Source organism: Sulfitobacter sp. DSM 110093, from assembly GCF_022788715.1.
GTDB lineage: Bacteria > Pseudomonadota > Alphaproteobacteria > Rhodobacterales > Rhodobacteraceae > Sulfitobacter.
In genome coordinates this window covers 1,546,209-1,570,924 of record NZ_CP085167.1, presented here as the reverse complement: position 1 = coordinate 1,570,924, position 24,716 = coordinate 1,546,209, and the positions used below count along the sequence as shown (strand labels likewise).

General features: G+C 58.2%; 27 protein-coding genes. 14 read left to right on the top strand and 13 right to left on the bottom strand.

The features are described from left to right. Positions 1 to 14: 14 nt before the first annotated feature. A complete protein-coding gene (locus DSM110093_RS07610) occupies positions 15 to 353 on the bottom strand; it encodes a hypothetical protein (RefSeq protein ID WP_243267497.1) in 339 nt (112 codons plus the stop codon). A gap of 162 nt (positions 354 to 515) precedes the next feature. On the opposite strand from DSM110093_RS07610, the gene DSM110093_RS07605 reads away from it, so the two are divergent. Beyond that, positions 516 to 1,049 (top strand): class II aldolase/adducin family protein, encoded by a 534-nt coding sequence (locus DSM110093_RS07605; RefSeq protein WP_347568639.1) that lies wholly within the window; start codon positions 516 to 518, stop codon positions 1,047 to 1,049. On the opposite strand, the gene DSM110093_RS07600 is transcribed toward DSM110093_RS07605, so the two are convergent. Genes DSM110093_RS07600 through DSM110093_RS07590 form a run of 3 tightly spaced genes read right to left on the bottom strand, consistent with a single transcriptional unit; the run spans position 1,036 to position 3,581 of the window. Continuing rightward, positions 1,036 to 1,812, bottom strand: a complete 777-nt coding sequence (locus DSM110093_RS07600; RefSeq protein WP_243267495.1) for a MetQ/NlpA family ABC transporter substrate-binding protein — start codon at positions 1,810 to 1,812, stop codon at positions 1,036 to 1,038. The genes DSM110093_RS07605 and DSM110093_RS07600 overlap by 14 nt on opposite strands. Before the next feature lie 43 nt (positions 1,813 to 1,855). Further along, on the bottom strand, positions 1,856 to 2,530 hold the full coding sequence (locus tag DSM110093_RS07595; RefSeq protein WP_243267494.1) for a methionine ABC transporter permease: 675 nt from the start codon (positions 2,528 to 2,530) through the stop codon (positions 1,856 to 1,858). Further along, entirely contained in the window at positions 2,520 to 3,581 is a 1,062-nt protein-coding gene (locus tag DSM110093_RS07590; protein ID WP_243267492.1) for a methionine ABC transporter ATP-binding protein, read from the bottom strand. The genes DSM110093_RS07595 and DSM110093_RS07590 overlap by 11 nt, the downstream gene beginning before the upstream one ends. Before the next feature lie 192 nt (positions 3,582 to 3,773). Between DSM110093_RS07590 and DSM110093_RS07585 the strand changes: the two genes are divergently transcribed. Both DSM110093_RS07585 and DSM110093_RS07580 read left to right on the top strand, forming a co-directional pair. Further along, entirely contained in the window at positions 3,774 to 4,691 is a 918-nt protein-coding gene (locus tag DSM110093_RS07585; RefSeq protein ID WP_243267491.1) for an MBL fold metallo-hydrolase, read from the top strand. Next, entirely contained in the window at positions 4,688 to 5,635 is a 948-nt protein-coding gene (locus tag DSM110093_RS07580; protein WP_243267490.1) for an MBL fold metallo-hydrolase, read from the top strand. Before DSM110093_RS07585 ends, DSM110093_RS07580 begins: the two co-directional genes overlap by 4 nt. 9 nt (positions 5,636 to 5,644) lie before the next feature. Here the strand turns inward: DSM110093_RS07580 and DSM110093_RS07575 are convergent, their stop codons facing one another. Beyond that, a complete protein-coding gene (locus DSM110093_RS07575) occupies positions 5,645 to 6,904 on the bottom strand; it encodes a urate hydroxylase PuuD (RefSeq protein ID WP_243267488.1) in 1,260 nt (419 codons plus the stop codon). A 97-nt stretch (positions 6,905 to 7,001) separates the two neighbouring features. On the opposite strand from DSM110093_RS07575, the gene DSM110093_RS07570 reads away from it, so the two are divergent. Continuing rightward, complete coding sequence (locus tag DSM110093_RS07570) at positions 7,002 to 7,916, top strand: LysR family transcriptional regulator (protein WP_243267486.1); 915 nt, start codon at positions 7,002 to 7,004, stop codon at positions 7,914 to 7,916. Here the strand turns inward: DSM110093_RS07570 and uraH are convergent. Further along, complete coding sequence (uraH, locus tag DSM110093_RS07565; RefSeq protein WP_243267484.1) at positions 7,913 to 8,266, bottom strand: hydroxyisourate hydrolase; 354 nt, start codon at positions 8,264 to 8,266, stop codon at positions 7,913 to 7,915. The genes DSM110093_RS07570 and uraH overlap by 4 nt on opposite strands. A gap of 139 nt (positions 8,267 to 8,405) precedes the next feature. Between uraH and puuE the strand changes: the two genes are divergently transcribed. Genes puuE through DSM110093_RS07550 form a run of 3 tightly spaced genes read left to right on the top strand, consistent with a single transcriptional unit; the run spans position 8,406 to position 11,797 of the window. Further along, on the top strand, positions 8,406 to 9,815 hold the full coding sequence (gene puuE, locus DSM110093_RS07560; RefSeq protein WP_243267483.1) for an allantoinase PuuE: 1,410 nt from the start codon (positions 8,406 to 8,408) through the stop codon (positions 9,813 to 9,815). Then, positions 9,812 to 10,306, top strand: a complete 495-nt coding sequence (locus tag DSM110093_RS07555) for an ureidoglycolate lyase (RefSeq protein ID WP_243267482.1) — start codon at positions 9,812 to 9,814, stop codon at positions 10,304 to 10,306. The genes puuE and DSM110093_RS07555 overlap by 4 nt, the downstream gene beginning before the upstream one ends. A gap of 54 nt (positions 10,307 to 10,360) precedes the next feature. Beyond that, a complete protein-coding gene (locus tag DSM110093_RS07550; protein ID WP_243267481.1) occupies positions 10,361 to 11,797 on the top strand; it encodes a nucleobase:cation symporter-2 family protein in 1,437 nt (478 codons plus the stop codon). Between the two features lie 96 nt (positions 11,798 to 11,893). Here DSM110093_RS07550 and DSM110093_RS07545 read toward each other — a convergent pair whose 3' ends face one another. The 4 genes from DSM110093_RS07545 to DSM110093_RS07530 form a co-directional block, all read right to left on the bottom strand. Further along, positions 11,894 to 12,715 carry a bifunctional allantoicase/(S)-ureidoglycine aminohydrolase gene (locus DSM110093_RS07545; protein ID WP_243267479.1) on the bottom strand — a complete coding sequence of 274 codons (822 nt, stop codon included), beginning with the start codon at positions 12,713 to 12,715 and terminating at the stop codon, positions 11,894 to 11,896. A 473-nt stretch (positions 12,716 to 13,188) separates the two neighbouring features. Then, positions 13,189 to 13,755: a hypothetical protein gene (locus DSM110093_RS07540; RefSeq protein ID WP_243267477.1), complete on the bottom strand. Its 567-nt coding sequence runs from the start codon at positions 13,753 to 13,755 to the stop codon at positions 13,189 to 13,191. 94 nt (positions 13,756 to 13,849) lie between these two features. Beyond that, positions 13,850 to 14,575 carry an RlmE family RNA methyltransferase gene (locus tag DSM110093_RS07535; RefSeq protein ID WP_243267476.1) on the bottom strand — a complete coding sequence of 242 codons (726 nt, stop codon included), beginning with the start codon at positions 14,573 to 14,575 and terminating at the stop codon, positions 13,850 to 13,852. Further along, positions 14,575 to 15,693 (bottom strand): Ppx/GppA phosphatase family protein, encoded by a 1,119-nt coding sequence (locus DSM110093_RS07530; protein WP_243267474.1) that lies wholly within the window; start codon positions 15,691 to 15,693, stop codon positions 14,575 to 14,577. The genes DSM110093_RS07535 and DSM110093_RS07530 overlap by 1 nt, the downstream gene beginning before the upstream one ends. A gap of 277 nt (positions 15,694 to 15,970) precedes the next feature. Here DSM110093_RS07530 and DSM110093_RS07525 point away from each other — a divergent pair, with 277 nt between their 5' ends. The 4 genes from DSM110093_RS07525 (at position 15,971) to DSM110093_RS07510 (ending at position 18,832) form a co-directional block, all read left to right on the top strand. Next, the gene (locus DSM110093_RS07525; protein ID WP_243267473.1) at positions 15,971 to 16,267 is read left to right on the top strand and encodes a virulence factor; all 297 of its coding nucleotides are present in this window, start codon (positions 15,971 to 15,973) and stop codon (positions 16,265 to 16,267) included. A 30-nt stretch (positions 16,268 to 16,297) separates the two neighbouring features. Next, positions 16,298 to 17,227 carry a methylenetetrahydrofolate reductase gene (locus DSM110093_RS07520; protein WP_243267472.1) on the top strand — a complete coding sequence of 310 codons (930 nt, stop codon included), beginning with the start codon at positions 16,298 to 16,300 and terminating at the stop codon, positions 17,225 to 17,227. 10 nt (positions 17,228 to 17,237) lie between these two features. Beyond that, positions 17,238 to 18,317, top strand: coding sequence for a methyltetrahydrofolate cobalamin methyltransferase (locus DSM110093_RS07515; protein WP_093926292.1), 1,080 nt, complete (start codon positions 17,238 to 17,240; stop codon positions 18,315 to 18,317). A 221-nt stretch (positions 18,318 to 18,538) separates the two neighbouring features. Next, complete coding sequence (locus tag DSM110093_RS07510) at positions 18,539 to 18,832, top strand: hypothetical protein (protein ID WP_243267470.1); 294 nt, start codon at positions 18,539 to 18,541, stop codon at positions 18,830 to 18,832. A 12-nt stretch (positions 18,833 to 18,844) separates the two neighbouring features. Here the strand turns inward: DSM110093_RS07510 and DSM110093_RS07505 are convergent, their stop codons facing one another. From DSM110093_RS07505 to DSM110093_RS07495, 3 genes are all read right to left on the bottom strand, one after another. Further along, complete coding sequence (locus tag DSM110093_RS07505) at positions 18,845 to 19,639, bottom strand: SDR family NAD(P)-dependent oxidoreductase (RefSeq protein WP_243267468.1); 795 nt, start codon at positions 19,637 to 19,639, stop codon at positions 18,845 to 18,847. 70 nt (positions 19,640 to 19,709) lie between these two features. Then, a complete protein-coding gene (locus DSM110093_RS07500) occupies positions 19,710 to 20,705 on the bottom strand; it encodes a zinc-binding alcohol dehydrogenase family protein (protein WP_243267467.1) in 996 nt (331 codons plus the stop codon). Positions 20,706 to 21,036: 331 nt separating this feature from the next. Continuing rightward, positions 21,037 to 22,026 carry a nucleoside recognition domain-containing protein gene (locus tag DSM110093_RS07495; RefSeq protein WP_243267466.1) on the bottom strand — a complete coding sequence of 330 codons (990 nt, stop codon included), beginning with the start codon at positions 22,024 to 22,026 and terminating at the stop codon, positions 21,037 to 21,039. A gap of 119 nt (positions 22,027 to 22,145) precedes the next feature. Between DSM110093_RS07495 and DSM110093_RS07490 the strand changes: the two genes are divergently transcribed. The 3 genes from DSM110093_RS07490 to DSM110093_RS07480 all read left to right on the top strand — a co-directional run bounded on the left by DSM110093_RS07490 (position 22,146) and on the right by DSM110093_RS07480 (position 24,680). Further along, entirely contained in the window at positions 22,146 to 22,598 is a 453-nt protein-coding gene (locus tag DSM110093_RS07490) for an Lrp/AsnC family transcriptional regulator (protein WP_243267465.1), read from the top strand. Between the two features lie 202 nt (positions 22,599 to 22,800). Continuing rightward, the gene (locus DSM110093_RS07485; RefSeq protein ID WP_347568638.1) at positions 22,801 to 23,778 is read left to right on the top strand and encodes a YeiH family protein; all 978 of its coding nucleotides are present in this window, start codon (positions 22,801 to 22,803) and stop codon (positions 23,776 to 23,778) included. Further along, the gene (locus DSM110093_RS07480; protein ID WP_243267463.1) at positions 23,775 to 24,680 is read left to right on the top strand and encodes a LysR substrate-binding domain-containing protein; all 906 of its coding nucleotides are present in this window, start codon (positions 23,775 to 23,777) and stop codon (positions 24,678 to 24,680) included. Before DSM110093_RS07485 ends, DSM110093_RS07480 begins: the two co-directional genes overlap by 4 nt. The last annotated feature ends 36 nt before the right edge of the window (positions 24,681 to 24,716 follow it).

The following is a 24,716-nucleotide window of genomic DNA, read 5'->3' as shown; positions in this document are numbered from 1 at the left end:
AGCGACTTCTCTACCTAGCCGGTGGCCCACGCAAGTTCGCCCACCATCATGTTGCAAGCCTGCTGAGGCGTGGAAAAGGCAACCTGCATATCAAAGGCCATGCGCACATCTGCGCGCGCCTTGGCAATTGTCGTATCGGTCGCGCCCAGCCGACGTGCCGTAGCGATATTCTGGTTCGCATCATGGCGCAGCTTCTGCACACTTTCATAGCCGCCCGCAAATCCGGCACATTGCTTGGCGGTCAACTCTGCCGCCGCCGCCCTGCGCGCCGCCGCCTCCATAGGCGAGGCCGGAGGCTCCACACAAGCCGCCAACGAACTGGCGAGAAATCCTATTATAGCAAGACGTTTCATCAAATTCTCCCTTTCCCACTCTTGATAGGGAGAATCTGGTTTAATTTTGGTTAACGGATCATCGGCTCGTCTGCGAAAGTTAACGACCTGCCCCCCACAGGTCCTTCATTCACAACATAATCCGTAAAGACATCCTGCGCCGCGGCGCTTTATTTCCGGGGGCTGAGCTTCGGCTCATCTGGTAATCTCAGCCTGCGCGTCGACCACGGCTGGTTGATGATCCCAACCCGTTTTTCTATGGGAGACCTCGTCCCGGCGCGCCTGTCTCTGCTTGACCCCAAAGGCCGCCACATCTCAGGCGATGCCCCCGCTAAAGAAGGTTTTTTTGGACATAGCGATGTTTGCCAAACGGTCCGGCGCGTCGGCCATCGTCATCTGCACTCCACCCACCCCGTAGCCGTAAGCTGCCTGAAATGCTTTGATCACAAGGACGTTCTACCACCCCTGACAGCCTATTACGCCATGCGGGTCGGCAAGCTGCCCGCCATGCCCTGTTTCGCGCCGGGGGATGTCGAATTGGCCAAGGCAGGGGGTGAAATGGCCTCGAACTACCACCCGCTCGACAAAATGGCGGCTTTGGTCGCGCCCGCTGGGCAAAAGCATGATCGCGATGGTTCCTTGGAGAACTTGACCCACGCGCAGCGGGTCAAGTCTTTCTCTAATGAGCGCGCTACGCGAGCCCTTACCAAGAAGTAATAACAGTGCCCTGATAGCTCTCATCGATGAAAGTTTTGATTTCGTCGGAATGGTAGGCCTTGAGCAGCGTCTCAACCCATGCGGCTTCCTCGTCGCCTTTACGCACGGCGATGACGTTTACATAAGGGTTCTCGGCGCTTTCCATTGCGATGGAATCTTCCTTCGGGTTCAGACCAGAGGCAATCGCATAGTTGGTGTTGATCAAAGCAGCCGACAGATCGGCCAACGAACGCGGCAGTTGGGCGGCGTCAAGTTCTTTGAAAGACAGGCCTTTCGGGTTCTCGGTGATGTCGAGCACAGTTGGCACCAGACCAGCGGCCTCATCAACTTTGATCATGCCCAGTTCTTGCAGCACCAAGAGTGCGCGGCCGCCGTTCGTTGGGTCATTTGGGATGCCGAATGTGGCCCCCTCTTCCAGATCGACGATATCGGTGATCTTGTCGGAATAGACACCCATCGGGGTGGTGATGGTATTGCCCACAACGCTAAGCTCAAACCCGCGGTCTTTCATCTGCGCCTCAAGGTAAGGCACGTGCTGGAAGGAGTTGGCCTGAATGTCGCCATCGGCGAGCGCTTGGTTCGGCACGACGTAGTCAGAGAATTCGATCACGTCGATGTCCAGCCCCATCGGCTCAGCGATACGGGCGACCTCTTCCATGATCTCGGCGTGTTCACCGGGGGATACACCGACCTTAATTTCTTCGGCAGCAAGGCCCGTGGCCATGAGCGCCAGAACGGAAGTAAGCGTGGTAAGACGAAGCATAGTAGTCTCCTTAGATTGAGAGATCGGATGTTTAAGGTAAGGATTATTGCCCACCGCTTTTAGTGGCGCGCTTATCCACGGCGGTCGCGATACGCTCGCCGATGGACTGCACAAGCTGCACCAAGACGATGAGAATGATTACAACGATGGCCATGACGTCGGGCATAAACCGCTGATAACCATAGCGAATACCCAAATCACCAAGGCCTTCACCGCCAACAGCACCGACCATCGCGGAATATCCGATCAAGCTGACGATGGCGAGCGTCAGGCCCAGTGTGATGCCGGGCAATGCCTCGGGGAGCAGCACTTTGCGGATAATCTGCACCGGTGTCGCGCCCATCGCGCGGGCGGCTTCGATCAGGCCAGAATCGATTTCGCGAATGGCGTTTTCAACCAGCCGCGCGATGAAGGGCACCGTTGCGATGGTCAAGGGGACGATGGCGGCAGTGGTCCCGATCGAGGTGCCCGCGACCATGCGAGTGAAAGGGATGATCGCCACGACAAGGATAATAAACGGCACCGAACGCGTGGCGTTCACCACCAGCCCGAGGATTTTGTTCACCCAAGGTGCCGACAGCAGTTCACCGCGCTGCGACGTCGCCAGAAACAACCCCAGCGGCAGGCCGAACACCGTGCCAAGGATCGCAGAGATGGCAACCATATAGAGCGTCTGCCCGGTCGCTTCGATCAACAGGTTAATAAGATTAGCCGACATAGCCCAGCACCTCCGTCAGAAGCCCGTGTTGTTCCAAAAATACGCGCGCTTGGGCGGCCTGCGGCATTGGCATCGACACCAAAAGGTTGCCGAAGGGGCGTGTGCCGATTTCTTCAACAGCGCCAGCCAAGATATTGACGGGTATGCCCATTTCCTTGGTCAATCGCGCCAGCATCGGATCCGTCGCATGCGCACCTGCAAAGGTAACGCGGATTACCTCTTCGCCGCCTGAGACGGGCGCGGTTTGCGTCAAGCGGTCTCTGACAAAGGCGGGCAGCGTGACCCCGGTCACCCCCGACAGGAACGACCGCGTCGTCTCATGTTGCGGTGCGGTGAAAATATCGTAGGTCGCCCCGTGTTCAACGATGCGGCCAGCCTCAATCACCGCCACATGACTGGCGATGTCACGCACCACGGCCATTTCATGGGTGATCAGCAGAACCGTCAGCCCCAGATCGCGATTGATGTCTTTCAGCAGCGACAGAACCGTCTGTGTTGTTTCAGGGTCGAGCGCCGAAGTCGCCTCATCCGAGAGCAGCACTTTCGGCCCAGTGGCCAAAGCGCGGGCGATGCCGATACGTTGTTTTTGCCCGCCCGAAAGCTCTGCCGGATAGCGGCCCGCCTGCGCGCTTAGGCCAACCCGTTCGATCAGGTCCGCCACGCGCGGCTTGATCTGTGCCGATGGGACCCCCGCAACTTCGAGCGGCAGCGCGATATTGCCCGCCACAGTGCGCGAAGACAGCAGGTTAAAGTGCTGGAAAATCATGCCCACGTCACGGCGGATCGCACGAAGCTTGCCGCCTTTCGCGGTGCCTACGTCCTCGCCTCCGACCAACACTTTGCCCGATGTGGGCCGCTCTAACCCATTGACCATACGCAGCAAAGTTGACTTGCCCGCGCCCGACCGTCCGATGATCCCGGTGATCGAACCGGGCGCAACATCAAGAGAAATCCCCTCAAGCGCATTGACGGTCGCTCCGCCCGCTTTGGTAAAGGCCTTGCCGACCTTGTCAAAGGCGATCGAGGCGCCTTGGATCATGTTATCAGTCATTGTCCGTCCGGATTGGCTTGGGTTTCGGGTAGCGCCCCGTAGACAGAAACACGGGCCGCGATGCAAGGCACGATCATGCATATCTGCTTTGCTTTTCGGCCTTAACGTGTGGCGGCGCATTCCCCTCTTGTGCCCTGAGGGTCAGAAGATGATTATATTCACGAATCGGAATGGATACTGGGAGGGGGTAGGATGAAGCTCAATAGACGAATGGTGATTGCCGGGATGGCCGGTGCAGCCTTTTCCCATGGTCCGCTGCGCGCCTTTGCCACAACCTCGGCCCAGGCCAGCGACTACGAGTTTTTAAGCGTGAGCGATGGCAATCTGGTCCTGCCGCGCAGCTTTTTCTTCGACGGCTTGCCGCAGGAAGAATTGGCGCAGGCCCTAGCGCCGTTCAACCTGCCCCATGATCAGTTGGAGCCGCCCTGCAACTTGACCCTTCTGCGCAATAAGGAACGTGTGGTGCTTTTCGATGCGGGCTCGGGCCCCGCATTCATGCCCTCTGCCGGAACGCTGTTGGACAGACTTGAGGCTGCTGGCGTTACGCCCGATCAAGTGACGGATGTCGTCTTTACCCATGCGCACCCCGATCACCTTTGGGGCGTGCTGGACGACTTCGATGATCTGGTATTCCAAGAGGCACGTTATCACATGGGACAGGTCGAATGGGAGTATTGGCGCGATCCAACGACTGTTGACACGATTGGCGCGGCGCGCACCGCCTTCGCCGTGGGCGCGGCACGTCGGCTTGACGCGATCAAAGATCGGATGAACCATTTTGTCGATGGCGCAGAAGTTCTGCCCGGTATTATGGCCCACGCAAGTTTTGGCCATACGCCGGGGCATATGTCTTTTGAAGTGGGCGGCGACAATGATGCGCTGATGATCGGCGGCGATGCCATCGGCAACCACCACCTTGCCTTCGCCCGGCCCGGTTGGGCCAGCGGATCAGATCAAGATCCGGAACTTGGGGCACAGACCCGTCAGCGGCTGCTCGACAAGCTTGCCCATGAACAGATCCTGCTGATGGGTTTCCACCTGCCGAACGGCGGCTTGGGCCGGGTCGCACGGGATGGGGATGCGTATCGTTTTGTGGGGGCAGACCAATGATGCGCTATTTGCTAAGCACTGCCCTGCTGATCGCCACCAATGCCACAGCCAGCGAAGATATCGCCGATAAATATCCTACCTCACTGCTCTATGATAAACCCTATGAGGTGATCCCCGGTGTCTTTTCCGCAATTGGCGCGACAGCCCCGCCGACTTACGAAAACGCAGGTCATAACAACAACCTGAGCTTTATCGTCACCGGCGAAGGCGTCGTCGTCATTAACGGCGGCGCAGCTTATGGGCTGGCAAAGGCGCTGCACCAAGAGATCAAGGCCGTGACCGATCAACCGGTAAAGCTGGTGTTCAACGAAAATGGTCAGGGTCATGCGGTTCTGGGCAACAGCTATTGGGCTAAGCAAGCCGTGCCCATCGTCGCCCATGTGGACGCGGCGCATGAAGTCGCAAGTTTTGGCGGCAGCATTCTGGAAGGGATGCAGCGCTATAACCGTGACCGTGCCGAGGGCACGAAGGTTCAGCTGCCGACAGAGACATTTGCGGACGAATATATCGTCGAGATGGGCGATTTCCGTATCGAAGCACGCCACCTTGGCCCGGCCCATAGCCCCGGCGATATCGTGATCTGGTTGCCAAAGCAGCGCCTCGTCATTTCGGGCGATATGGCCTTTCACGAACGCATGTTGCCGATCTTTCCCGACACGATGACCGCTGAATGGATCGAGACATGGGAAACCGCCTTTGAGCCGCTGGAGGCGACCTATGTGATCCCCGGCCATGGCCATCCGACCAATATGGATCAGGTACGGCGCTACACCCACGACTACCTCGTTTATCTGCGCGAACAGATTGGCGCGCATCTAGATGCAGGTGGTGGGCTGGCCGAGGCCTATTACGTCGATCAAACACCCTACGAAGGATTGGACACCTTCGAGGAATTGGCCACCAAGAACGCAGGCCGGGTCTTTGAGCAGATGGAGTTCGAATAAGCCTAACGGTTACTTCCCGGCGAGGCTAAAGGGCTGGTTGGCCACCCCATCGCGGTACCAGCGCATGATCTTGCGGCGCTCTTCTTCTTCCATGAAGGACACATTTGCAGGCGGCATGGCGTTGGTCACCCCCGCCTGCAAATAGATCTGCCGCGCGGCGCGCGCGATGTCAGCAGGTGTTTCCAGCAGCAGCCCCTTGGGTGCGCGGTGAATACCGTCATAGAACGGTTCGCGCGCGTGGCACATGGCGCAGCGGCCCGGCACGATATTTGCCACATCCTCAAACCCTTGGGTGTTGGCGAACATCTGTTCAGTTTTGGTCAGGGGTCGCGCTTCGGCCGCTTCAACATCGTCCTGCATCAGCGGCGCGGTCGACAGCCACATGATCGCCACGAACAGCAGCGCGGTCACGCCCCACGTCCAATGCGGCCCCTTTCCGGTGGCATGCATCGTGTTGAAATAATGCCGGATCGTCACGCCCATCAGAAACACCAGCGCCGCGATCAGCCAGTTGTATTCGGTCGCAAACGCCAGCGGGTAATGATTGCTCAGCATCAAGAAGATCACCGGCAGCGTCAGGTAGTTGTTGTGGGTTGAGCGCAGTTTGGCGATCTTGCCGTATTTGGCGTCCGGTGTACGGCCCTCTTGAAGGTCTTTCACCACAATGCGCTGGTTCGGCATGATGATGAAAAACACATTCGCCGTCATGATCGTGGCGGTGAAGGCCCCCAGATGCAGCAGCGCGGCGCGGCCCGTGAACACTTGGTTATACCCCCAAGCCATCGCCACCAGCAGTACGAACAACAGCAACATCAACGCCGTGGGCCGGTTTCCAAGCTGCGATTTGCATAGGAAGTCATAGATCAGCCATCCCAGCATCAGCGAGCCCGCCGAGATCAGGATGCCTTGGAAGATCGAAAGGTCGGCCTTGGCGGGATCAATCAAGTAAAGCTCTGCCCCGGCCCAATAGACCACCATCAACAGCGCGGCCCCTGAAAGCCACGTCGAATAGCTTTGCCATTTATGCCAGATCAGATGCTCAGGCATGTTCTCCGGGGCCACCAGATACTTCTGAATGTGGTAGAACCCGCCGCCGTGAACCTGCCATTCCTCGCCAAAAGCGCCAGCGGGCAGATGCGGCACTTTGCGCAGCCCCAGATCAAGCGCGATAAAATAGAATGACGCGCCAATCCACGCCATGGCGGTGATAACATGCACCCAACGGACGGCAAAACCGATCCAATCCCACATGATGGCGATGTCGTGCATGGTGTTCTCTCCGGATGATTCACCGGCCAGACTATTCAATCGCGGATTTTACCGCTAGATTTGTCATTCCCTAAACTCTATCAAAAGTTCCCGATAAATGTCCTATTTCGACAACATTCGCACCTTTGTGCGCGTCTATGAACTTGGCAGCATGTCGGCAGCAGCCCGCGATCAGCGCGTTTCGCCTGCTGTTGCCTCGGCGCGGATCACCCAGTTGGAGGGGCATTTGGGCGTACGGCTGTTCCAGCGCACCACGCGCAGCCTGTCGGCGACGGAACAGGGGCGGATTTTCTATGATGGGGCTTGCAAGATCCTTGCCTCCGTGGCCGAGGCCGAGGCGGGGATCGATGACGTTACCGACAACCCACGCGGCACGCTGCATGTCGCGGCCCCGCTGGGTGTGGGGCGTCGACTGATTGCGCCGCATGTACCTGAATTCGCAGCAGACTACCCGCTGGTGGATGTGCGTCTGCGGTTAAGTGACAGGAAACTCGACCTCACTGCCGAAGGACTTGATGTGGCATTTTTCCTTGGCCGCCCCGAAGATTCCACGTTGCGCATTCGTAAGGTCGCCGATTGCGAGCGCGTGCTCTGCGCGAGCCCGGCGTATCTTGCTGCGCATGGCCACCCCCGCACGGGGGGCGAGATTGATCGGGGCCAGCACAACTGCCTGAACCTGCGCTTTCCCGGCGCGACCGAGTTTCAATGGCAGCTACAAGGCCCGGAAGGCGCAGTAAAATATGACGTACGGGGCCGGTTTGAAAGCGACGACGGCGATGTGCTTACCGATTGGGCACTGGCAGGCGCAGGCATCGCGATGAAACCACTGTTTGAGATCGCCGATCACCTGCGCAGTGGCGCACTGGTGCGGGTGGTCGAAGACACGCCGCCCCTGCCCGTGCAGATGGCCTGTCTATATACTCACCGCCGCCACCAAGATCCGAAAACCCGGCTGTTCATGGAATTCATGATCGCCCGTATGGAAAACGCGCTGAAGGCGGGAGAGGCTTAGCTGCCGCGATAGGTCGAGTAGCCAAAGGGCGAAAGCAGCAGCGGGACATGGTAATGCGCGGCATCCGACATGCCAAAACGCAGCGGCACCACATCCAGAAAACGCGGTTCTTCAGCCGGCGTGCCATTCGCGTCAAGGTAGTCGCCACAGTGAAATAGCAGCTCATAGGTGCCGATCTTGAAGTCCTCAGCGGGCAAAATCTGCTCATCGGTGCGGCCGTCCGCATTGGTGGTCACGCTCCGCAGATGGGTCCGGGCTTCGCCCTCCAAACGGAACAACTCGATCTTCAGCCCCGCCGCGGGACAGCCACGTGCCGTGTCCAAAACATGTGTTGTTAGATAGCCTGCCATCATACCCTCCGTGCTTAACCCTTGATCGCCCGGCGCGTGCCCGAACGAAAGTGCCCTTTTCACGATAGTCTTTCAGGAATTAATTGAAAGCAATGCAAGACCTTCCGGTTTAGACAGAGAACGACAGAAGGAGAATAACATGACTCGCTACCCCCGCGACATGCAGGGTTACGGCCCCACACCCCCCGATGCACAGTGGCCCGGCGGCGCTAAAATCGCTGTGCAATTGGTGCTGAACTACGAAGAAGGCGGGGAAAATAACATCCTGCACGGCGATGCCGCATCCGAAGCCTTCTTGTCAGAGATCGTCGGCGCCGCGCAATGGCCGGGGCAGCGACATGCCAATATGGAATCGATCTATGAATACGGTGCACGCGCCGGGTTCTGGCGTTTGCATCGACTGTTAAAAGACCTGCCGATCACCGTCTACGGCGTCGCCACGGCACTGGCCCGTTCGCCGGTGCAGACCGCCGCGATGATCGACGCAGGCTGGGAAATGGCGACCCACGGACTGAAGTGGATCGAACACAAAGACATGCCAGAGGATGAGGAACGCGCCGCCATTGCCGAGGCAATCCGCTTGCATGCTGAGGTAACGGGCGCTGCCCCGCGCGGTTTCTATTGCGGGCGCTCATCCGAGAATACAATCCGGCTCGCCGCCGAAACCGGGCAGTTCGCCTATGTCGCCGACGCCTATGCCGATGACCTGCCCTATTGGGTTGAGTTCGATAGCAACGACCAGTTGATCATACCCTACACGCTCGATGCCAACGACATGCGCTTTGCCACGCCGCAGGGCTTCAATTCTGGTGCGCAGTTCTTTGACTATCTGAAAGCGAGCTTTGACGCGCTTTACCGCGAAGGGGCCGAGGGTGCCGCGAAGATGATGTCGGTTGGCCTGCATTGCCGCTTGATTGGCCGTCCCGGTCGGGTAGAGGCGCTGCGCCAGTTCATCGAATACGCTCAAAGCCACGAAGGCGTCTGGTTCGCCACCCGTGAACAGATCGCGGACCATTGGGCCGCAACGCACCCGCACCAGCGCCGCGAGCGCCCCAGCCAGATGGAGCGCGAGACTTTCGTTGCCAAATACGGCAGCGTCTTTGAGCATTCATCATGGATCGCAGAGGGCGCCCACGCACTGGAACTGGGCGCGGGCCATGACAGTGCCGTGGGGCTGCACAACGCACTGGCCCGGATTTTCCGATCGGCCTCAGACGCGCAACGCCTCGGCGTTTTGCAAGCGCACCCCGATCTGGCAGGCAAGCTGGCACAGGCCAAACGCCTGACCTCTGAAAGCACGTCCGAGCAGGCGGCCGCCGGATTGGACGCGCTGACGGATCAAGAGCGCGAGACCTTTACCCGGCTTAACAACAGCTATGTCGAGAAACACGGCTTTCCCTTCATCATCGCCGTCCGCGACCACGATAAAACAGGTATCCTCGCCGCTTTTGAGCGTCGCATCGATAATGACCGCGACACCGAATTTAAAGAGGCCTGCCGACAGGTCGAACGCATCGCACAGCTGCGGCTGAAAGACATGCTGCCATGAGCCGCCAACTTGTCCTCCAGCCCCTCACGGCCAAGGCGTTCGCCCCGTTTGGCGAGGTGCTGGAATTGCGCGGCGCGCCCGATAAGATCATCAATCAGGGCATGTGTGGGCGGCATCATGATTTGGCCGATTTGGATCTCGGCCAAGGCCGCGCGGGCATCAGCGTTTTTGACGCCACACCCCGCGCCCTGCCCTTTACCCTTGATATGGTAGAGCGGCATCCGCTTGGCGCGCAGGCCTTTTTGCCAATGCACCAGAACCCGTATCTGGTTGTCGTCGCCCCCGACGACGCTGGCCAACCCGGCAGGCCGCAAGCCTTTTTGGCGGGCCCCGGTCAGGGCGTAAACTATCGCCGTAACACTTGGCACGCGGTCTGCTGCCCGCTCAGCGCGCCGGGGCTTTTTGCCGTGGTCGACCGGATCGGGGATGGCGACAATCTAGAAGAATATTGGTTCGACACGCCGTGGGAGGTGGTCGACACCGCAACATAAGCGCCATGCCCTCAGAAGAAGCGGCAGGCGCAATCGGTCACAAGGGAGAACGACATGACTGACGCTTCACTGGGCACGCCCGCGCAACTGCGTGACCCCGATTACACCCCTGCGCTGACAAAAGCGGTGCCCTTGGGCATCCAACATGTGCTGGCAATGTTCGTCTCAAACGTGACGCCCGCCATCATCGTGGCGGGGGCTGCGGGGTTCGGGTTTGGCTCCGACGCCGGGGCGCAGGGTTTTCCCGACATGACCTATCTGATCCAGATGTCGATGCTGTTTGCGGGCATCGCCACGTTGTTTCAGACCATCGGCTTCGGGCCCGTGGGCGCGCGCCTGCCAATCGTTCAGGGCACGAGTTTCGCCTTTCTGCCCATCATGATCCCGCTGGTCGCTGGCAAAGGGGTTGAGGCGTTGCCAGCGCTCTTTGGCGGCGTTCTGGTTGGCGGGCTTTTTCATATGGTCTTAGGCACCTTCATCGGGCGCATCCGCTTTGCCTTGCCCCCGCTCGTGACCGGGCTGGTGGTGACGATGATCGGCCTCGCGCTGGTCAAAGTGGGCATCCAATATGCCGCTGGCGGCGTCCCCGCCATTGATCAACCCGAGTACGGCAGCCTGCTCAATTGGTCGGCGGCTTTGGTGGTGATTGTCGCCACGCTGGGGTTGAAGTTCTTCACCCGTGGGATGCTCTCGGTTTCAGCCGTCGTGATCGGTATCGCGCTCGGCTATCTCTATGCGCTGGCGGTGGGCATGATCACCTTTGAGGGCATCGCCACCAGTTGGGATCGTGCCGCCACGGTGGCGCTGCCAATACCCTTTGCCTATGGGTTCGAGTTCAGCTTTGCCGCCATTGTTGGTTTCTGCCTCATGGCATTTGTCTCGGCTGTTGAAACCGTCGGAGATGTCTCTGGTATCACCAAAGGCGGCGCGGGGCGCGAGGCGACCGACGCCGAGATCACCGGTGCTACCTATGCCGACGGTCTGGGCAGCGCGATTGCCGGGGTTTTCGGCGGCTTTCCCAACACCTCGTTCAGCCAGAATGTCGGGCTGATCGCGATGACCGGCGTGATGAGCCGCCATGTGGTGACCATCGGCGCACTATTCCTGATCCTCTGCGGCTTGGTCCCCAAGGTTGGCGCAGTGATCCGCACCATTCCAATCGAGGTACTGGGCGGCGGTGTGATCGTGATGTTTGGCATGGTCGTCGCTGCCGGTATTTCGATGCTGTCGGACGTGAACTGGAACCGACGCAATATGGTTATTTTCGCCATTTCCCTGTCGATCGGTCTTGGGCTGCAACTGGACCCCAAGGCGGTGCAATATCTGCCCGATACACTGCGGGTGTTGATGACAAGCGGGCTGCTGCCAGCGGCGCTGATTGCCATCGTGCTGAACCTACTGTTGCCAGAACAACTGTCGGATGACGCGACTGAAGAGGTTTCAGGAGGGCTCTCGGGCCACGGCAAAGGGTCACTGGAAAAACGAGGCTGATTAATCCGAAAGGGCGCCGATTGGGCGCCCTTTTTTACTTCCGATGTCTTCTCGACCATCCAGCCCCGAACCAAGGGCCGTCGTTCCAAAGCTGGCTCAGCGCAGCTTCATATGACGGTTCACGTCTTTATACAGAAGATACCGGAACGGCCCCGGCCCGCCTGCATAGCAGGCCTGCGGGCAGAAGGCGCGCAGCCACATGAAATCACCCGCTTCAACCTCGACCCAATCCTGATTGAGCCGGTAAACCGCCTTACCCTCTAACACGTACAGACCATGTTCCATCACATGGGTTTCACAGAACGGGATCACCCCGCCGGGTTGCAGTGTGACGATGGTGACATGCATGTCATGACGCAGGTCATTGGGGTCAACAAAACGCGTGGTCGCCCAAACCCCATTGGTGTCAGGCATCACATTTGGCGCGATGTCCTGCTCATTCAGAACCAACGGATCGGGATGCTCCAGCCCTTCGACCGCCTCATAGGCTTTGCGGATCCAGTGAAACCGCGTGACCGTGTCGCCGTCATTTTTCAGCGCCCATGTCGCGCCCGCAGGAATATAGGCATAGCTGCCTTCGCGCATCGCATGGTTTTTCCCTTCGATGGTTAGGGTGAAACCACCCTCGACCACGAACAGCACCCCTTGCGCCTCTTTATCCAGTTCAGGCCTGTCCGAGCCGCCACCGGGCTGCACTTCCATGATATATTGCGAGAATGTCTCGGCAAAGCCGCTTAAGGGGCGGGCGATCACCCATAGCCGCGTACCTTCCCAGAACGGTAGGAAAGAAGTCACGATATCGCGCATCGTACCGCGCGGCAAAACGGCGTAGGCCTCGGTAAAAACGGCGCGGTCCGACAACAAAGTCTTTTGATCTGGATGGCCACCGGTGGGCGCGAAATAGCTGGGGGGGGTCATTTTCTCTCTCCGTCGGGGGTATCCTTAGAATTGCCGCTCCCCGCGCGAAGTCCAAGGTCTTTATCGCTGAAGGATTATCTGGCTAAATTTGATAGTCTTCGGAAACGGTTTTATCCCAATCGGGGCAAATTTCCCGCACTTGCCTCCGAAGGCCCCAAAGAACGCCCTATTCGCTCTTTAGCCCTTAAATTACTCGAACATATCCGCCAAATGGTCGCTAAGGAAAAAGATTTGCTTCATAAAACCTCCTCTCAGGATGAAAGCCGCCATCGTAAACTGTTTGAGATCCTGTGTCATGCGGAACGCGCGGCACAGACCAGCGCGCGGCTTGCCCAAAGCGCCAATCAGCCATTGGATAAACCCACGGCGTGGCGGCTACGGCGGGAAGCGATACGCTCTCTTCACCCAACTTATAATCCCGACGCAGGCCGTCCAAAATTATGGAACGGCCTGCTCAGACTGCTACAAGGTGATCAAAAGAATGCGGCGGCTTCCAACTCGACTGTAATCACGCCGATGATCGCACCGTTCGACGGTTCGGTGATAGGCATCGACACGCGGCTTTGATGGGCCTTTGTGCTATCGTCGAAGGCGACCTGTTCAACCATAAACGCCCCAGACGGCGGCGAAAACTGATTGCTGATCTTTGGCTGACCACCTTTGAAATAGACGGATGCCGTTCCACTGCTGACCACGGTCAGCCCATAGGCATCCAGCACCGTCACGCCTGCAATCTGACCTGCCGAACTGGCGACTTGCTGCTTAAGAAAAGCCTCAACTGGTTTGGTGATCGATACCTGTGTCAGCGAGGTTTGAGAGGCCATTCCCATCGCCGAAACGGCTGCGACTGCTAGACTATTCATCTGTAGGTGGCGCAGGTTTTGCTCTGCAATCGCATCCACAATGCGGGCGTCATTCACCCATGTCAGCAAATTCCGATCAATATAGTCGTTCAGGGCCCATGGCACCTCTGACGCGGCGACCCTGAGCCCAGAACATAGAACGAAGATAAGCGATACAATTGGCAGATGTCGTAGCATCAAGGAGCCCTCAAAATATAGGCGGCCGAAGGACCGCGGGAGGACTGCACCCTAGCTACAGATTGGTTTACGCCACGTGAACGGCAGCGCTTACCTAAGCCTCTTCGCCCTTAAACCCCGTAGCCACGACGAATTTTTCCGAAGAATCCGCGCGGCTGGCTGGCGGTTTGATATTCGCGACCTTGGTAAAGCGGCGCTTCAACAGCTTTTGCAACTCGCCCTCTGCGCCGCCGGCCAGAACCTTCGCGACAAAGGTGCCGCCGTCTTCCAACACGTCAAAGGCGAAATAGGCAGCCGCTTCGCAGAGCGCGATGATCCGCAAGTGATCAGTCTGTTTATGCCCCGACGCCGAAGCGGCCATGTCGGACATTACGACATCGGCCTTCCCGCCAAGCCATTCCTTAACCTTTAGGTCTGCATCGTCTTCCATAAAATCAAGCTGATGGAGTTCGCAGCCTGCGATTGGCTCCATCTCTTGCAGGTCGACGCCTAGAATAGTGCCCACTTGTTTGCCCGATCTCTCGCCCAGCACATTGCAGCGTTTGACGGCCACCTGACACCAACCGCCCGGTGCCGCGCCCAGATCGACGATCCGCGCACCTGGTACGAGGAACCGATATTTATCATCCAATTCCATGATCTTATAAGCCGCGCGACCGCGATAGCCTTCGGCCTGCGCGCGTTTGACGTAAGGATCATTCAACTGCCGCTGCAACCAGCGGGTTGAGCTAAGCTTGCGCCCGCGTGCGGATTTCACCTTAACCTTCAGTTCACGCTGTCCGCGCCCTGATGTGTTCTTTCCGTCCGGTGTCTTGGCCATCAAAAGACCCCTTCTTCTAATACGCCATCGGCGCTCATCTGTGCATATAGCAGGCCTTCGCGCAGACCGCGATCCGCAACTGACAGCCTGTCGGTCGGCCAGCAGCGCATCAAGGCCTGTAAGATCGCAGCGCCCGACATAATCAACGCTGCCCGGTCTTGTCCGATCCGGGGATCCGCGCGTCGTCCGCCCGGCCCCATGGCAATATAGGAGTGGATCACCTTGTCGATCTGCGCGCTGCTCATGCTAAGCCCGTCGACCTTAGTCCGGTCATAGCGTTTCAGGTTCAGGTGGCTCGCCGCGACGGTGGTCACGGTGCCCGAGGTGCCGACAATCTGAAACCGCTTTTGCGACTGGATTGTCTGATAGGGCGTGAAATCGGTGAGGTTTTCCTCAAAGAACCAACTCATCAGCGCGAAACGCGCGGCGTCATCCTCTACGTCAGAGAACTGATCACGCAGGGTTGCCACGCCCAATGGCACGCTGATCCAATCCACCACCCGCGCCGAGGGCACATCAGATTTCGCCTGATTGAACCCACCCTGAAGCCGCATGATCGACCGCGCCCGGTCGGCCTTGGGCACTTTGGAGATGTCGATCCACACCAGTTCAGTCGAGCCGCCGCCGATATCGACAACCAGCAGATTTTCCGTCTTGCGACTGACCAGCGGCGCGCAGGAAATCACGGCAAGCTGGGCTTCTTCCTCGGGCCGGATAATGTCGAGCTTGAGGCCGGTTTCGCGCTGGATACGGCGCATGAACTCCGCACCGTTATGCGCACGGCGGCACGCCTCTGTCGCCACAAGACGCATTTTCTGCACCTTGTTGCGCCGCAGTTTCTGCTGACAAATACGCAATGCCTGAATGGTGCGCGCCATCGATCCGCGCGACAACCGCCCGGTTTTTTCCAAACCGGCACCCAATTGCACCGATTTTGAAAAACTGTCTACCACATGGAAACCGCTGCCACGTGGCTGGGCGATCAACATGCGGCAGCTATTTGTACCCAGATCTAGGGCCGCATATAGCTCATTAGATCTGGGCGGAACTGGCGCGGGGCTCAGAGCCGGAATGTCCTTATCGAGCGCACCCGCACCTTTGGGACGCTGTGGCGCCATGGTTACGCGCCTTTCATATCGAGTTATCCCCACGGTATTCTCTGCGCAGTGCCGGTGCAAGAGGTCGCGGCGGCTTGGGCCATTTTCCGCGGCGTATTCTTTGGCCCCGGCTCACAATCATCTTGAGAATAATGGGGGCGCAGAGCCCTCGTGATGGCCCGCCCGATGCGCTATCACCGCCCCAAGTCGCGGATGGGTCGTGTTTCGTCGAAAAACGGCCCTGTCCTGACCGCGACGCTCGTTAGACAGGCTTAAACCGGACCGGAGGAATCGTCCCATGCCCGCAGTCACAATCGTTTATTGGCGCGATATTCCGGCTCAGGTCATCGTCGGCAAAGGCCGCCGTGGGTCGAAACGCCCGCTGCCCGAACGCTTTGAACAGGCGATTGACCGCGCGGCAATGAAGATTGGCGCCGAGGATACCGACGCTTATCTGGCGGAATGGCGCAAGGCGGAGCCCTTTAAGGTTGAGGGCGATCCCGATGCCATCGCCGATGCCGAAGCCGCCCGGATCGACGCGGAGTACGACCGCGACCGGATCAAGCAACTGATTAACAACGATGGCTGGGCATAGCCTGCCAGCCCTATGATCAAGGACACGCTCATGGCACTTTTGAACTTCCGCAAGAAAGAAACCGCCGCCTCACAGGCGCCGGTGGCCGAAGTTGAGGCGCTATTGAAAGATTATTCGATCGAGGTGATGCCCCGCACCGCCGATAAGGTCGAAGATTTCCGCGCCCTGCTGCCAGAGGGCACCCGTGTCTATATCGCCCATATCGACGGCACCCCGATCGAGGATATGGTCGCTACCGCCGCGCGGCTGAACGCCGATGGCTTCAAGGTCATGCCGCATTTCCCGGCCCGCATCATTAAGGATCGCGCCACGCTGGCCGACTGGATCGCCCGCTATCAGGGCGAGGCCAACGTGCGCCAAGCGCTGCTGCTGGCGGGCGGTGTCACCGCGCCCGTGGGCGACTTTACTGACAGCATGCAGCTGATGGAGACGGGGCTTTTCGACAAGGCGGGTTTCACCCGGTTGCATGTCGCTGGCCACCCCGAAGGCAACCGTGATATCGATGCCGACGGGGGCCGCCTAAACGTCGATGCGGCGCTGAAGTGGAAGAACGATTTCCAGACCCGCACCGATGCAGAAATGGCAATCGCCACGCAGTTCGCCTTTGAGGCGCAGCCGATCATCGAATGGGCCGACAGTCTGAAAGCCGCTGGCATCACCCTGCCTATTCACATCGGCATCGCGGGCCCTGCGAAACTGCAAACGCTGATCAAATTCGCCATTGCCTGCGGTGTCGGCCCCTCGCTCAAGGTGCTGCAAAAGCGTGCGATGGATGTCACCAAGCTGCTGTTGCCCTATGAGCCCGCAGATGTGATCAGTGAATTGGCCGCCTACAAGGCAGCACACCCGGATTTTAATATCACCCATGTGCATCTGTTCCCGCTGGGCGGGATCAAGACCAGCGCCACATGGGTCCAAGAGAATGGCGGCGCCTCTGGCGTGCCCGCCGACGCAGCCTAAAGGAAGTTACATGACCAGAACCGTCATCGAATCCAAGACCAAGACCGCCGTCATCGGCTTTGACGAGCCGTTTTGCGTGATCGGAGAGCGGATCAACCCCACGGGCCGCAAGATCCTCAGCCAAGAGCTTGAGCAAGGCGATTTTTCGCGGGTAGAGGCCGATGCCATCGCGCAGGTCGCCGCCGGGGCCACGGTTTTGGATGTGAACTCAGGCGCGGTTTTCTCGAACAAGATGGCCGAAGACCCGCGCTATGCCGACAATAACTTCGTCGAGCCGATGCTGATGCCGGAACTGATCAAGGTCGTGCAGAACGCCGTCGACGCACCGATCTGTATCGACAGCTCCGTGCCCGGCGCGCTTGAGGCGGGGCTGGAAGCCTGCGAGGGCCGCCCGCTGCTAAACTCCGTCACTGGCGAGGAAGAGCGGCTCGAACTCGTGCTGCCGCTGGTCAAGAAATACAACGTGCCGGTGGTGGCGATCTCAAACGATGACACCGGCATTTCCGAAGACCCGGATGTGCGCTTTGCTGTGGCGAAAAAGATCGTCGAACGCGCCGCCGATTTTGGCATTCCGGCGCATGACATCGTCGTCGATCCGCTGGTCATGCCAATCGGCGCGATGGCAACGGCGGGCCATCAGGTCTTTACCCTCGTGCGCCGCCTGCGCGAGGAACTGGGCGTGAACACCACCTGCGGTGCCTCCAACATCTCTTTCGGCCTGCCCAACCGCCACGGGATCAACAACGCTTTCCTGCCGATGGCGATGGGCGCGGGCATGACCAGCGCGATCATGAACCCAGTCGCGGTGCCGCTCAACGCCGTCAAGATTGCCGAAAAACGCGCCGAGATGGCCGCCGCCGGTATCATCCTGCCCGAAGAGATGGACGATGAGACGTTCCTCACCCTCTTCAACCTTGGCTCCACCAAGCCACGCCCGGGCAAAGAAATGGAGGCCATCCGCGCCGCCAATTTCCTTTTTGACCGAGACCCGCACGGCAGCGCGTGGATCGAGTTTAACAAGGTAGCCCCCAAGGCAGGACAAGAGGGCCGAGGCCGCGCGGGCCGCACCGGAGGGCGTCGCCGTCGGTAAGGGAAACGCGCCCTAACGTAAGACACATATGACCCCGTCAGCACCGCTGCATGGGGTCTTTTTTCACGATTTTACGGTAAACTTTCCCGCATTTCGGGAATATAAGCCCTAATTCCGCCTTACTTTAGGACACTGTTCTTCTTAGGTAATCTCTGTCATGTACCGTGGGTGTGGATCGCCCGAATCCCGACCAAACATCAAGCCTGATGAAAGACAGCGGCATGACCGATGACGAAGAGCGTATTGCAAGCAAACAGCAAGACGCCCGCGGCGCGCCTCCGAACACCATGCCTTCACCTTTAACACCACTTGATGATCCGCCGAACGAGAACTCAAAGGACGCTGAACGCACGCGTAGGCGGACGGCCATTCGACTTGAAACGCTGACGGGGCAACTGCCAAAAAGCGACAACCTAGCCTCTGGCTGGTGGATCGGCGTCGGGCTGATCTTTGCCATCGCCTTCTGGGGTTGGGTGTTATCTAAAGTCTGGAGCTATTTCGCTGGGGCAAGTTAATGCCCCGAGCAGCTAGCCCTTAGGGGATTCTCCGACAAGCGCGTGGATCGCCGCCATAACCTCTTTGACATGAGGCATATCACGCGCAGCACTATGAGGCTGCCCGAAATCACCCATATCATTATCGAAATACGCGCCAGAGGCATCGGCAAACTCGTCTGACAGGGCCGCGCGGCAGAGGATATCCGCCCCGATGCTCAGGTCATTTCCAGCCACGCCGAACCCTTCCTTTACCATTTTCGATGCCAGCAAGGATCCCGGGTTCACAGCAATGAATACCGGGCCATCTTGACGCAAGCGGGCCATTTCCTGCGTCCAGATGGTGATCGCAAGTTTGCTTTGTGCATAGGCTGCCATATCTTCCAATGCCCCGTCCCCCCGCAGTGCAGTCACATCTACCGGAGCCTGCGCCGCCGAAGAGAGGTTTACCACCCTGCCCTCCTTCGGAAGCAGCGGCAGCAACCGTTGTACCAGCAGATAGGGCGCCAATGTGTTAACCACAAAACGTGCGTCCAACCCTGCTTCGGTCCGCGGGTTTGGAAGTTTGAATACACCGGCGTTATTGATCACCACGTCGATCTGTCCGTGATCGTCGCGAAGCGCTTTAGCCAAACCTTCGACCTCCTCCAACCGGGACAGATCAGCGCGGTAGGTCTTGGGGCTGCCCCCAACCTCTGCCGCCGCGTTGGTCAGTTTCTCGGCGCTGCGACCATGAAGCAAGACAGTATGCCCCTGCTCGGCCAACTGCTTTGCGGTCAACAGGCCGATACCGTCGGTCGCGCCGGTGATGAGGATGGTCTTGGTCATGTATCTTTCCTTACTAGAATATCTGCGCTGCTAAGTTTGAGGGGCGAGTGTGGTTAGAATGACATCTCTATCACCAGCCGCCCAAAACCTGCTTGCCAATCACACGCCCGCTTTCCTGACGCAGATGTGCGGCCCGAAGGTTCTCAACTGTGATCGTCCCGGCGTGTTCGGTGACGGTGGACTGCAACGTACCTGCATCGATCATCTGCGACACACGGTTCAACAGATCGCGCTGCGCGGTCATGTCAGCGGTCTGGAACATCGCCCTGCTGAACATAAATTCCCAGTGAATGCTCAGCGCTTTGGGTTTTGCAGTTTTGATGTCCAACACATCGGGGTCATCAATCAGCGCGATCTGGCCGCGCGGCGCGATGAGGTCAACAATGGCGGGCCAATGCATGTCAGTCGCGGTCAGTGCTGCCACATAGGTCGGCGTGAGGTCCAGTTCCGCCAGCTGCGCCACCAGATCGCCTCGGTGATCTACCACATGGTCTGCGCCCATTTTACGCACCCAATCTTGGGTCTCAGACCGCGAGGCCGTGGCCACAACGGTCAACCCAGTCAGGGCCTTGGCAAGTTGGATGAGGATCGACCCCACACCGCCTGCCCCGCCAATCACCAAGATCGATTGCCCCTTCCCAGCCCCTTCGGTCAGGCGGAAGGCGTCGAACAACATTTCCCAAGCCGTGATTGCAGTGAGCGGCAAACCAGCGGCTTGGACGAAATCCAACGTCTCTGGCTTATGTCCCACGATCCGTTCATCAACAGCATGGAACGCGGCATTGGTGCCCGCACGGGTCACATCGCCCGCGTAAAAGACTTCATCACCAACTTTAAAATCTATGACGTCGCTGCCCACTTCGACCACGACCCCGGCCGCGTCAAAGCCCAAGACTTTCGCCCCCGCCTCGGGCGCAGCGAGTGCGCGCAGCTTTACGTCGACTGGATTGACTGAGATGCCCTTTACCTCAACCAAAAGATCACGCGGTCCGGGTACGGGGCGGTCGATCTCGAGTTCTTCCAAAACCTCTGCCGCGCCTATAACGCTGTAGCCGATTGCCTTCATCTTATCCGTCCTAATGCATGTGTTTCCGTGTTGAACACTAGGTATCAGATTGCTCTGATATATAAATATGGCTGAATCTGGATTGAGTTTATAGGAACGACATATAATCATGACTGGATTATTGGCGGTTAACTTGACAACTATTGCGGTCTAATTTTTCAGAAATGCATCTCACGAACGCATGATGGTGATCTGATCCCCCCGCAACCTCAAATAGCGGCACACGAGGGAGGAGTAATTGATCCAATCCCCCCTAAGGGGCGCCGACATGAAGCATTTCTATAAACTGTGTTGCCCCAAAACGTCCCGTTTTCAGCTTTCATGACAACCATCAAGACACGCCTTGTTTGACAGTCGCATGCGCGCCTTGCGTTCTGAATGCCCATTTCGAAAACGCTTCGTCCGAGATGACGCGAAGGAGCCCGGCAATTGCAGCAGTCGCAACAACCGCGAAAACGACCCGCCCCCCAAGCACAGCACCAAGGTCCGCGCCAATGGCGACCACGATCAGGGTATCTTCGATGACGCTATGTGCAAAACCCATGAACACACATGAGATGAAAATCTGACGCGGCGAGACCACACCTGACCGTGCTTCCCGAATGAGGAGACCTCCACCATAGGAGATCCCCAAGAAGAGACCGACCGCCGTCAAATGTCCTGCCTCGCCGCGTATCCCGGCCAACTGCAAAAGAGGCGCGAGCGCTTTCATAACGAGCTTTAGAATGCCAGTGACCTTGAGAATCTCAAGGCCCCAAGTTAGCGCGAGGAGGATGAAGAACATGGTAACCATCGCCTCAAGAAGACCGATTAAAAACCCGGTCCAATCGGGCGCCGCGTTCATGGGAATCCATGCAGGGTTCACCGGGTCAGAAAGCCACCCCGTGACAACCAGAAAATTGTGCAACAAAAATGCATAAAGCAGCCCGCCGAAAATGCGCAGAGCCGTGGTTGTTAGCATTCGAGGCCCCGCCTGCTGAATGATTTTCTGCTCGATTGGCAAAGCGTGCGCAAAAAGAATCAGAGCCGAGAAAACCGTCACGTCCGCCACGCTCAAGCTGTCCATCGGGACAAGAACAAAGAGCAGAGGGACAGCCCCCCAAATGCCGACCAACATCCCGCTCAGCCATGCCAAGCCAAGCTCAGGCGGCAGCCCGACTAGGCTCATCACTGGCGCAAATGCAGGGGCGATCGCTTCAATCACCCCCATGCGGGACAGCACCTCCGTGATGAGTGTGATCGGAACCATAACCCGTAGCAGCACCCAGTATATTTCCAGTGCTTCCAGAGTCTTAACGTAGGCGGCGCGGAGGATTGGCATCGAAGAAGTCCTATAACATTATCCCGGCCCTTATACTGCGTCCCCTAACGCATGTGTGGTCAAATATTGCATTATTGTGCAATTTTATTGCAAACTTGGGCTGAGCAAGAGGTGGACGCATGGATCAACTCGACAGAAAGATTTTGAACCTGTTGCAGCGTGATGCATCACGGTCGAACGTCAGCGTGGCAGAAGAGGTCGGCTTATCTCCCTCTAGCTGTCTCCGGCGGGTCCGACGGCTCCACAAGACCGGGATCATCGATCGCACTGTCGCGATTCTGAACCCTGCGAAAACGGGACGAGGTCTGAAGGCGATGGTCACTGTCGAACTCAAACTTCATGGCGAGCAGCACATGCGCCGCTTTCTGGACCTCGCAGTGACCGAGGACGCCGTATCCCAAGCCTATGCTGTCACAGGCGAAACCGACGTCGTTTTGATGCTAAACCTGACTGACATGGAAGAATTTGACGCGCTTTGCGATAGATTGTTCCGCGATCAAACCAATGTCGCCAGATTTTTCACGATGATGGTGATCCGCACTGCGAAAGAAGAAACAGCCGTTCGGATTTAACTGGGCTTCCGATTGATTGTCGCCTCCCTCCGACCATTCACCAAAATCGATCAATCCCACTCAAACAAACAGTTTTTATAATATCTATGGCAGACTTAGAGATACCCCCGAACTAATCGCGAGGGGATTTCAGATGACATATTTCGGCATCCAAGAAGGTGGCGTTGGGCTGAGGCCGCAGCAAAGGACGAAAGCGCCCAGTGTGTTCCCTGGCCTTTTCCTCGCAGCGCTGATCGCAGCACTTGCATTTGGCCTGCGCCACTTGCCCGGCATTGGTACGCTCAGCCCGCTCATTTTGGCCATCCTGATCGGCATGGCGTTTCACAACCTGATCGGAACCCCAGCAATTGCAAAGGCTGGTGTGTCGTTTAGCCTCAAACGCATCTTACGCGCCGGGATCGTGTTGCTTGGCCTGCAACTTACGGTTCAGCAAGTCATCGCCGTGGGCGGCGTCGGTGTGGCGCTGATTGTTGCGACGCTACTGGCCACATTCGCCTTTACCACTTGGCTAGGGCGGGTGTTGAAAGTGAATGCAAAACTGACGCAGTTGATCGCCTGCGGCAGTTCGATTTGCGGTGCCTCTGCTGTGATTGCCACCAATACCGTGACCCGTGGCCGTGATGAGGACGTGGCATATGCCGTTGCCTGCGTGACGATCTTTGGGTCCCTCTCGATGATGCTGATGCCCGTGATTGCAGGTCTGTTTGACATGGGCCCGCAGGCCTACGGCCTGTGGACCGGAGCGTCGATCCACGAGGTGGCACAGGTTGTCGCTGCCGCTTATGTACGCGGGCAGGAAGCCGGGGAATTCGGCACAATTGCCAAGCTGACACGTGTTATGATGCTGGCACCTGTCGTGCTGGGCCTTGGCTTTTTTGCCGCCCGCAAACTACGTCAAACTGGTGGCGTGGCGAACCGCGCGGCAGCCCCCTTGCCGTGGTTCGTGTTCGGGTTCGTCGCCATGGTCGGGCTGGCCAGCACGGGCTGGGTTCCTGAGGTCACAACGCCCTACACCACCGGCATCACGCAATTTTTGCTCGCCATGGCCCTCGCGGCGATGGGGCTAGAGACCGACATGCGCAAACTGGTGGCCGCAGGCATCAGGCCCGCGCTGTTGGGGGCTGGGGCTTGGATTTTCATTTCCTTTTTCAGCCTTGGTCTGGTTCTTCTACTGACATGACGCTTGAACAACTTAGAATCTTTATCGCTGTGGCCGAACGTGAGCATGTCACTCAGGCGGCGGCGTATCTCAACCTGACCCAGAGTGCGACCAGCGCCGCAGTTGCCGCGTTGGAGGAACGCCACGCCGTTCGCCTGTTTGACCGGGTTGGAAGGCGTGTTGTGCTGACCGACTCAGGAAGGTTGTTTCTAAGCGAGGCACGGGCCGTTGTGGCACGCGCTGAACAGGCAAAACGTCTGCTAGGTGATCTGGCCGGGATGAAACGCGGCACGCTGCGCTTGGGCGCCAGCCAGACAATTGCAAACTACTGGTTACCGCCTTTGATGCAGCGTTTTCGAGAGCATCATCCGGGCATCTCACTTGAACTTGCCGTTGGTAACTCCACCCTCGTTGCGCAGATGGTCCATGACGCTACCGTCGACCTCGGATTCGTCGAGGGAGAGATCACCGAAGCGGCGCTGACCAGCCAAAGCTTGCCCGGTGATCAACTGGCGCTCGTCGTGGCCCCGGGGCACGATTGGCAGTGCCGCCCGCCTTCTGCACCTGAAGACCTTAAGGCCAGTCCATGGGTGATGCGAGAGGCAGGTTCCGGCACCCGGTCGGCCTGCGAGAAGGCCCTTCTCGACCAAGGCCTATGCACCGAAGACATAGAGATTGCGTTTGAACTGCCATCGAACGAGGCTCTTTGTGTCGCGGTAGAAGCGGGTGCAGGCGCTGCGATCTTGTCGACCCTCGTCGTTGGCCGTGCAATCAAAGCAAACCGGCTGATTTCGGTGAATTTCAGGCTACCGCAGCGCCAGTTTCACGTATTGCGCCACAAGGAACGGCATCTCTCATTGGCAGAACAGAAGTTCCTTGAACTAATCTGGGACCCTGCAACTCATGACGAATATTGCAGCTAACAACGTGATAAGCTTACGTTACCAACGTTTCGATCC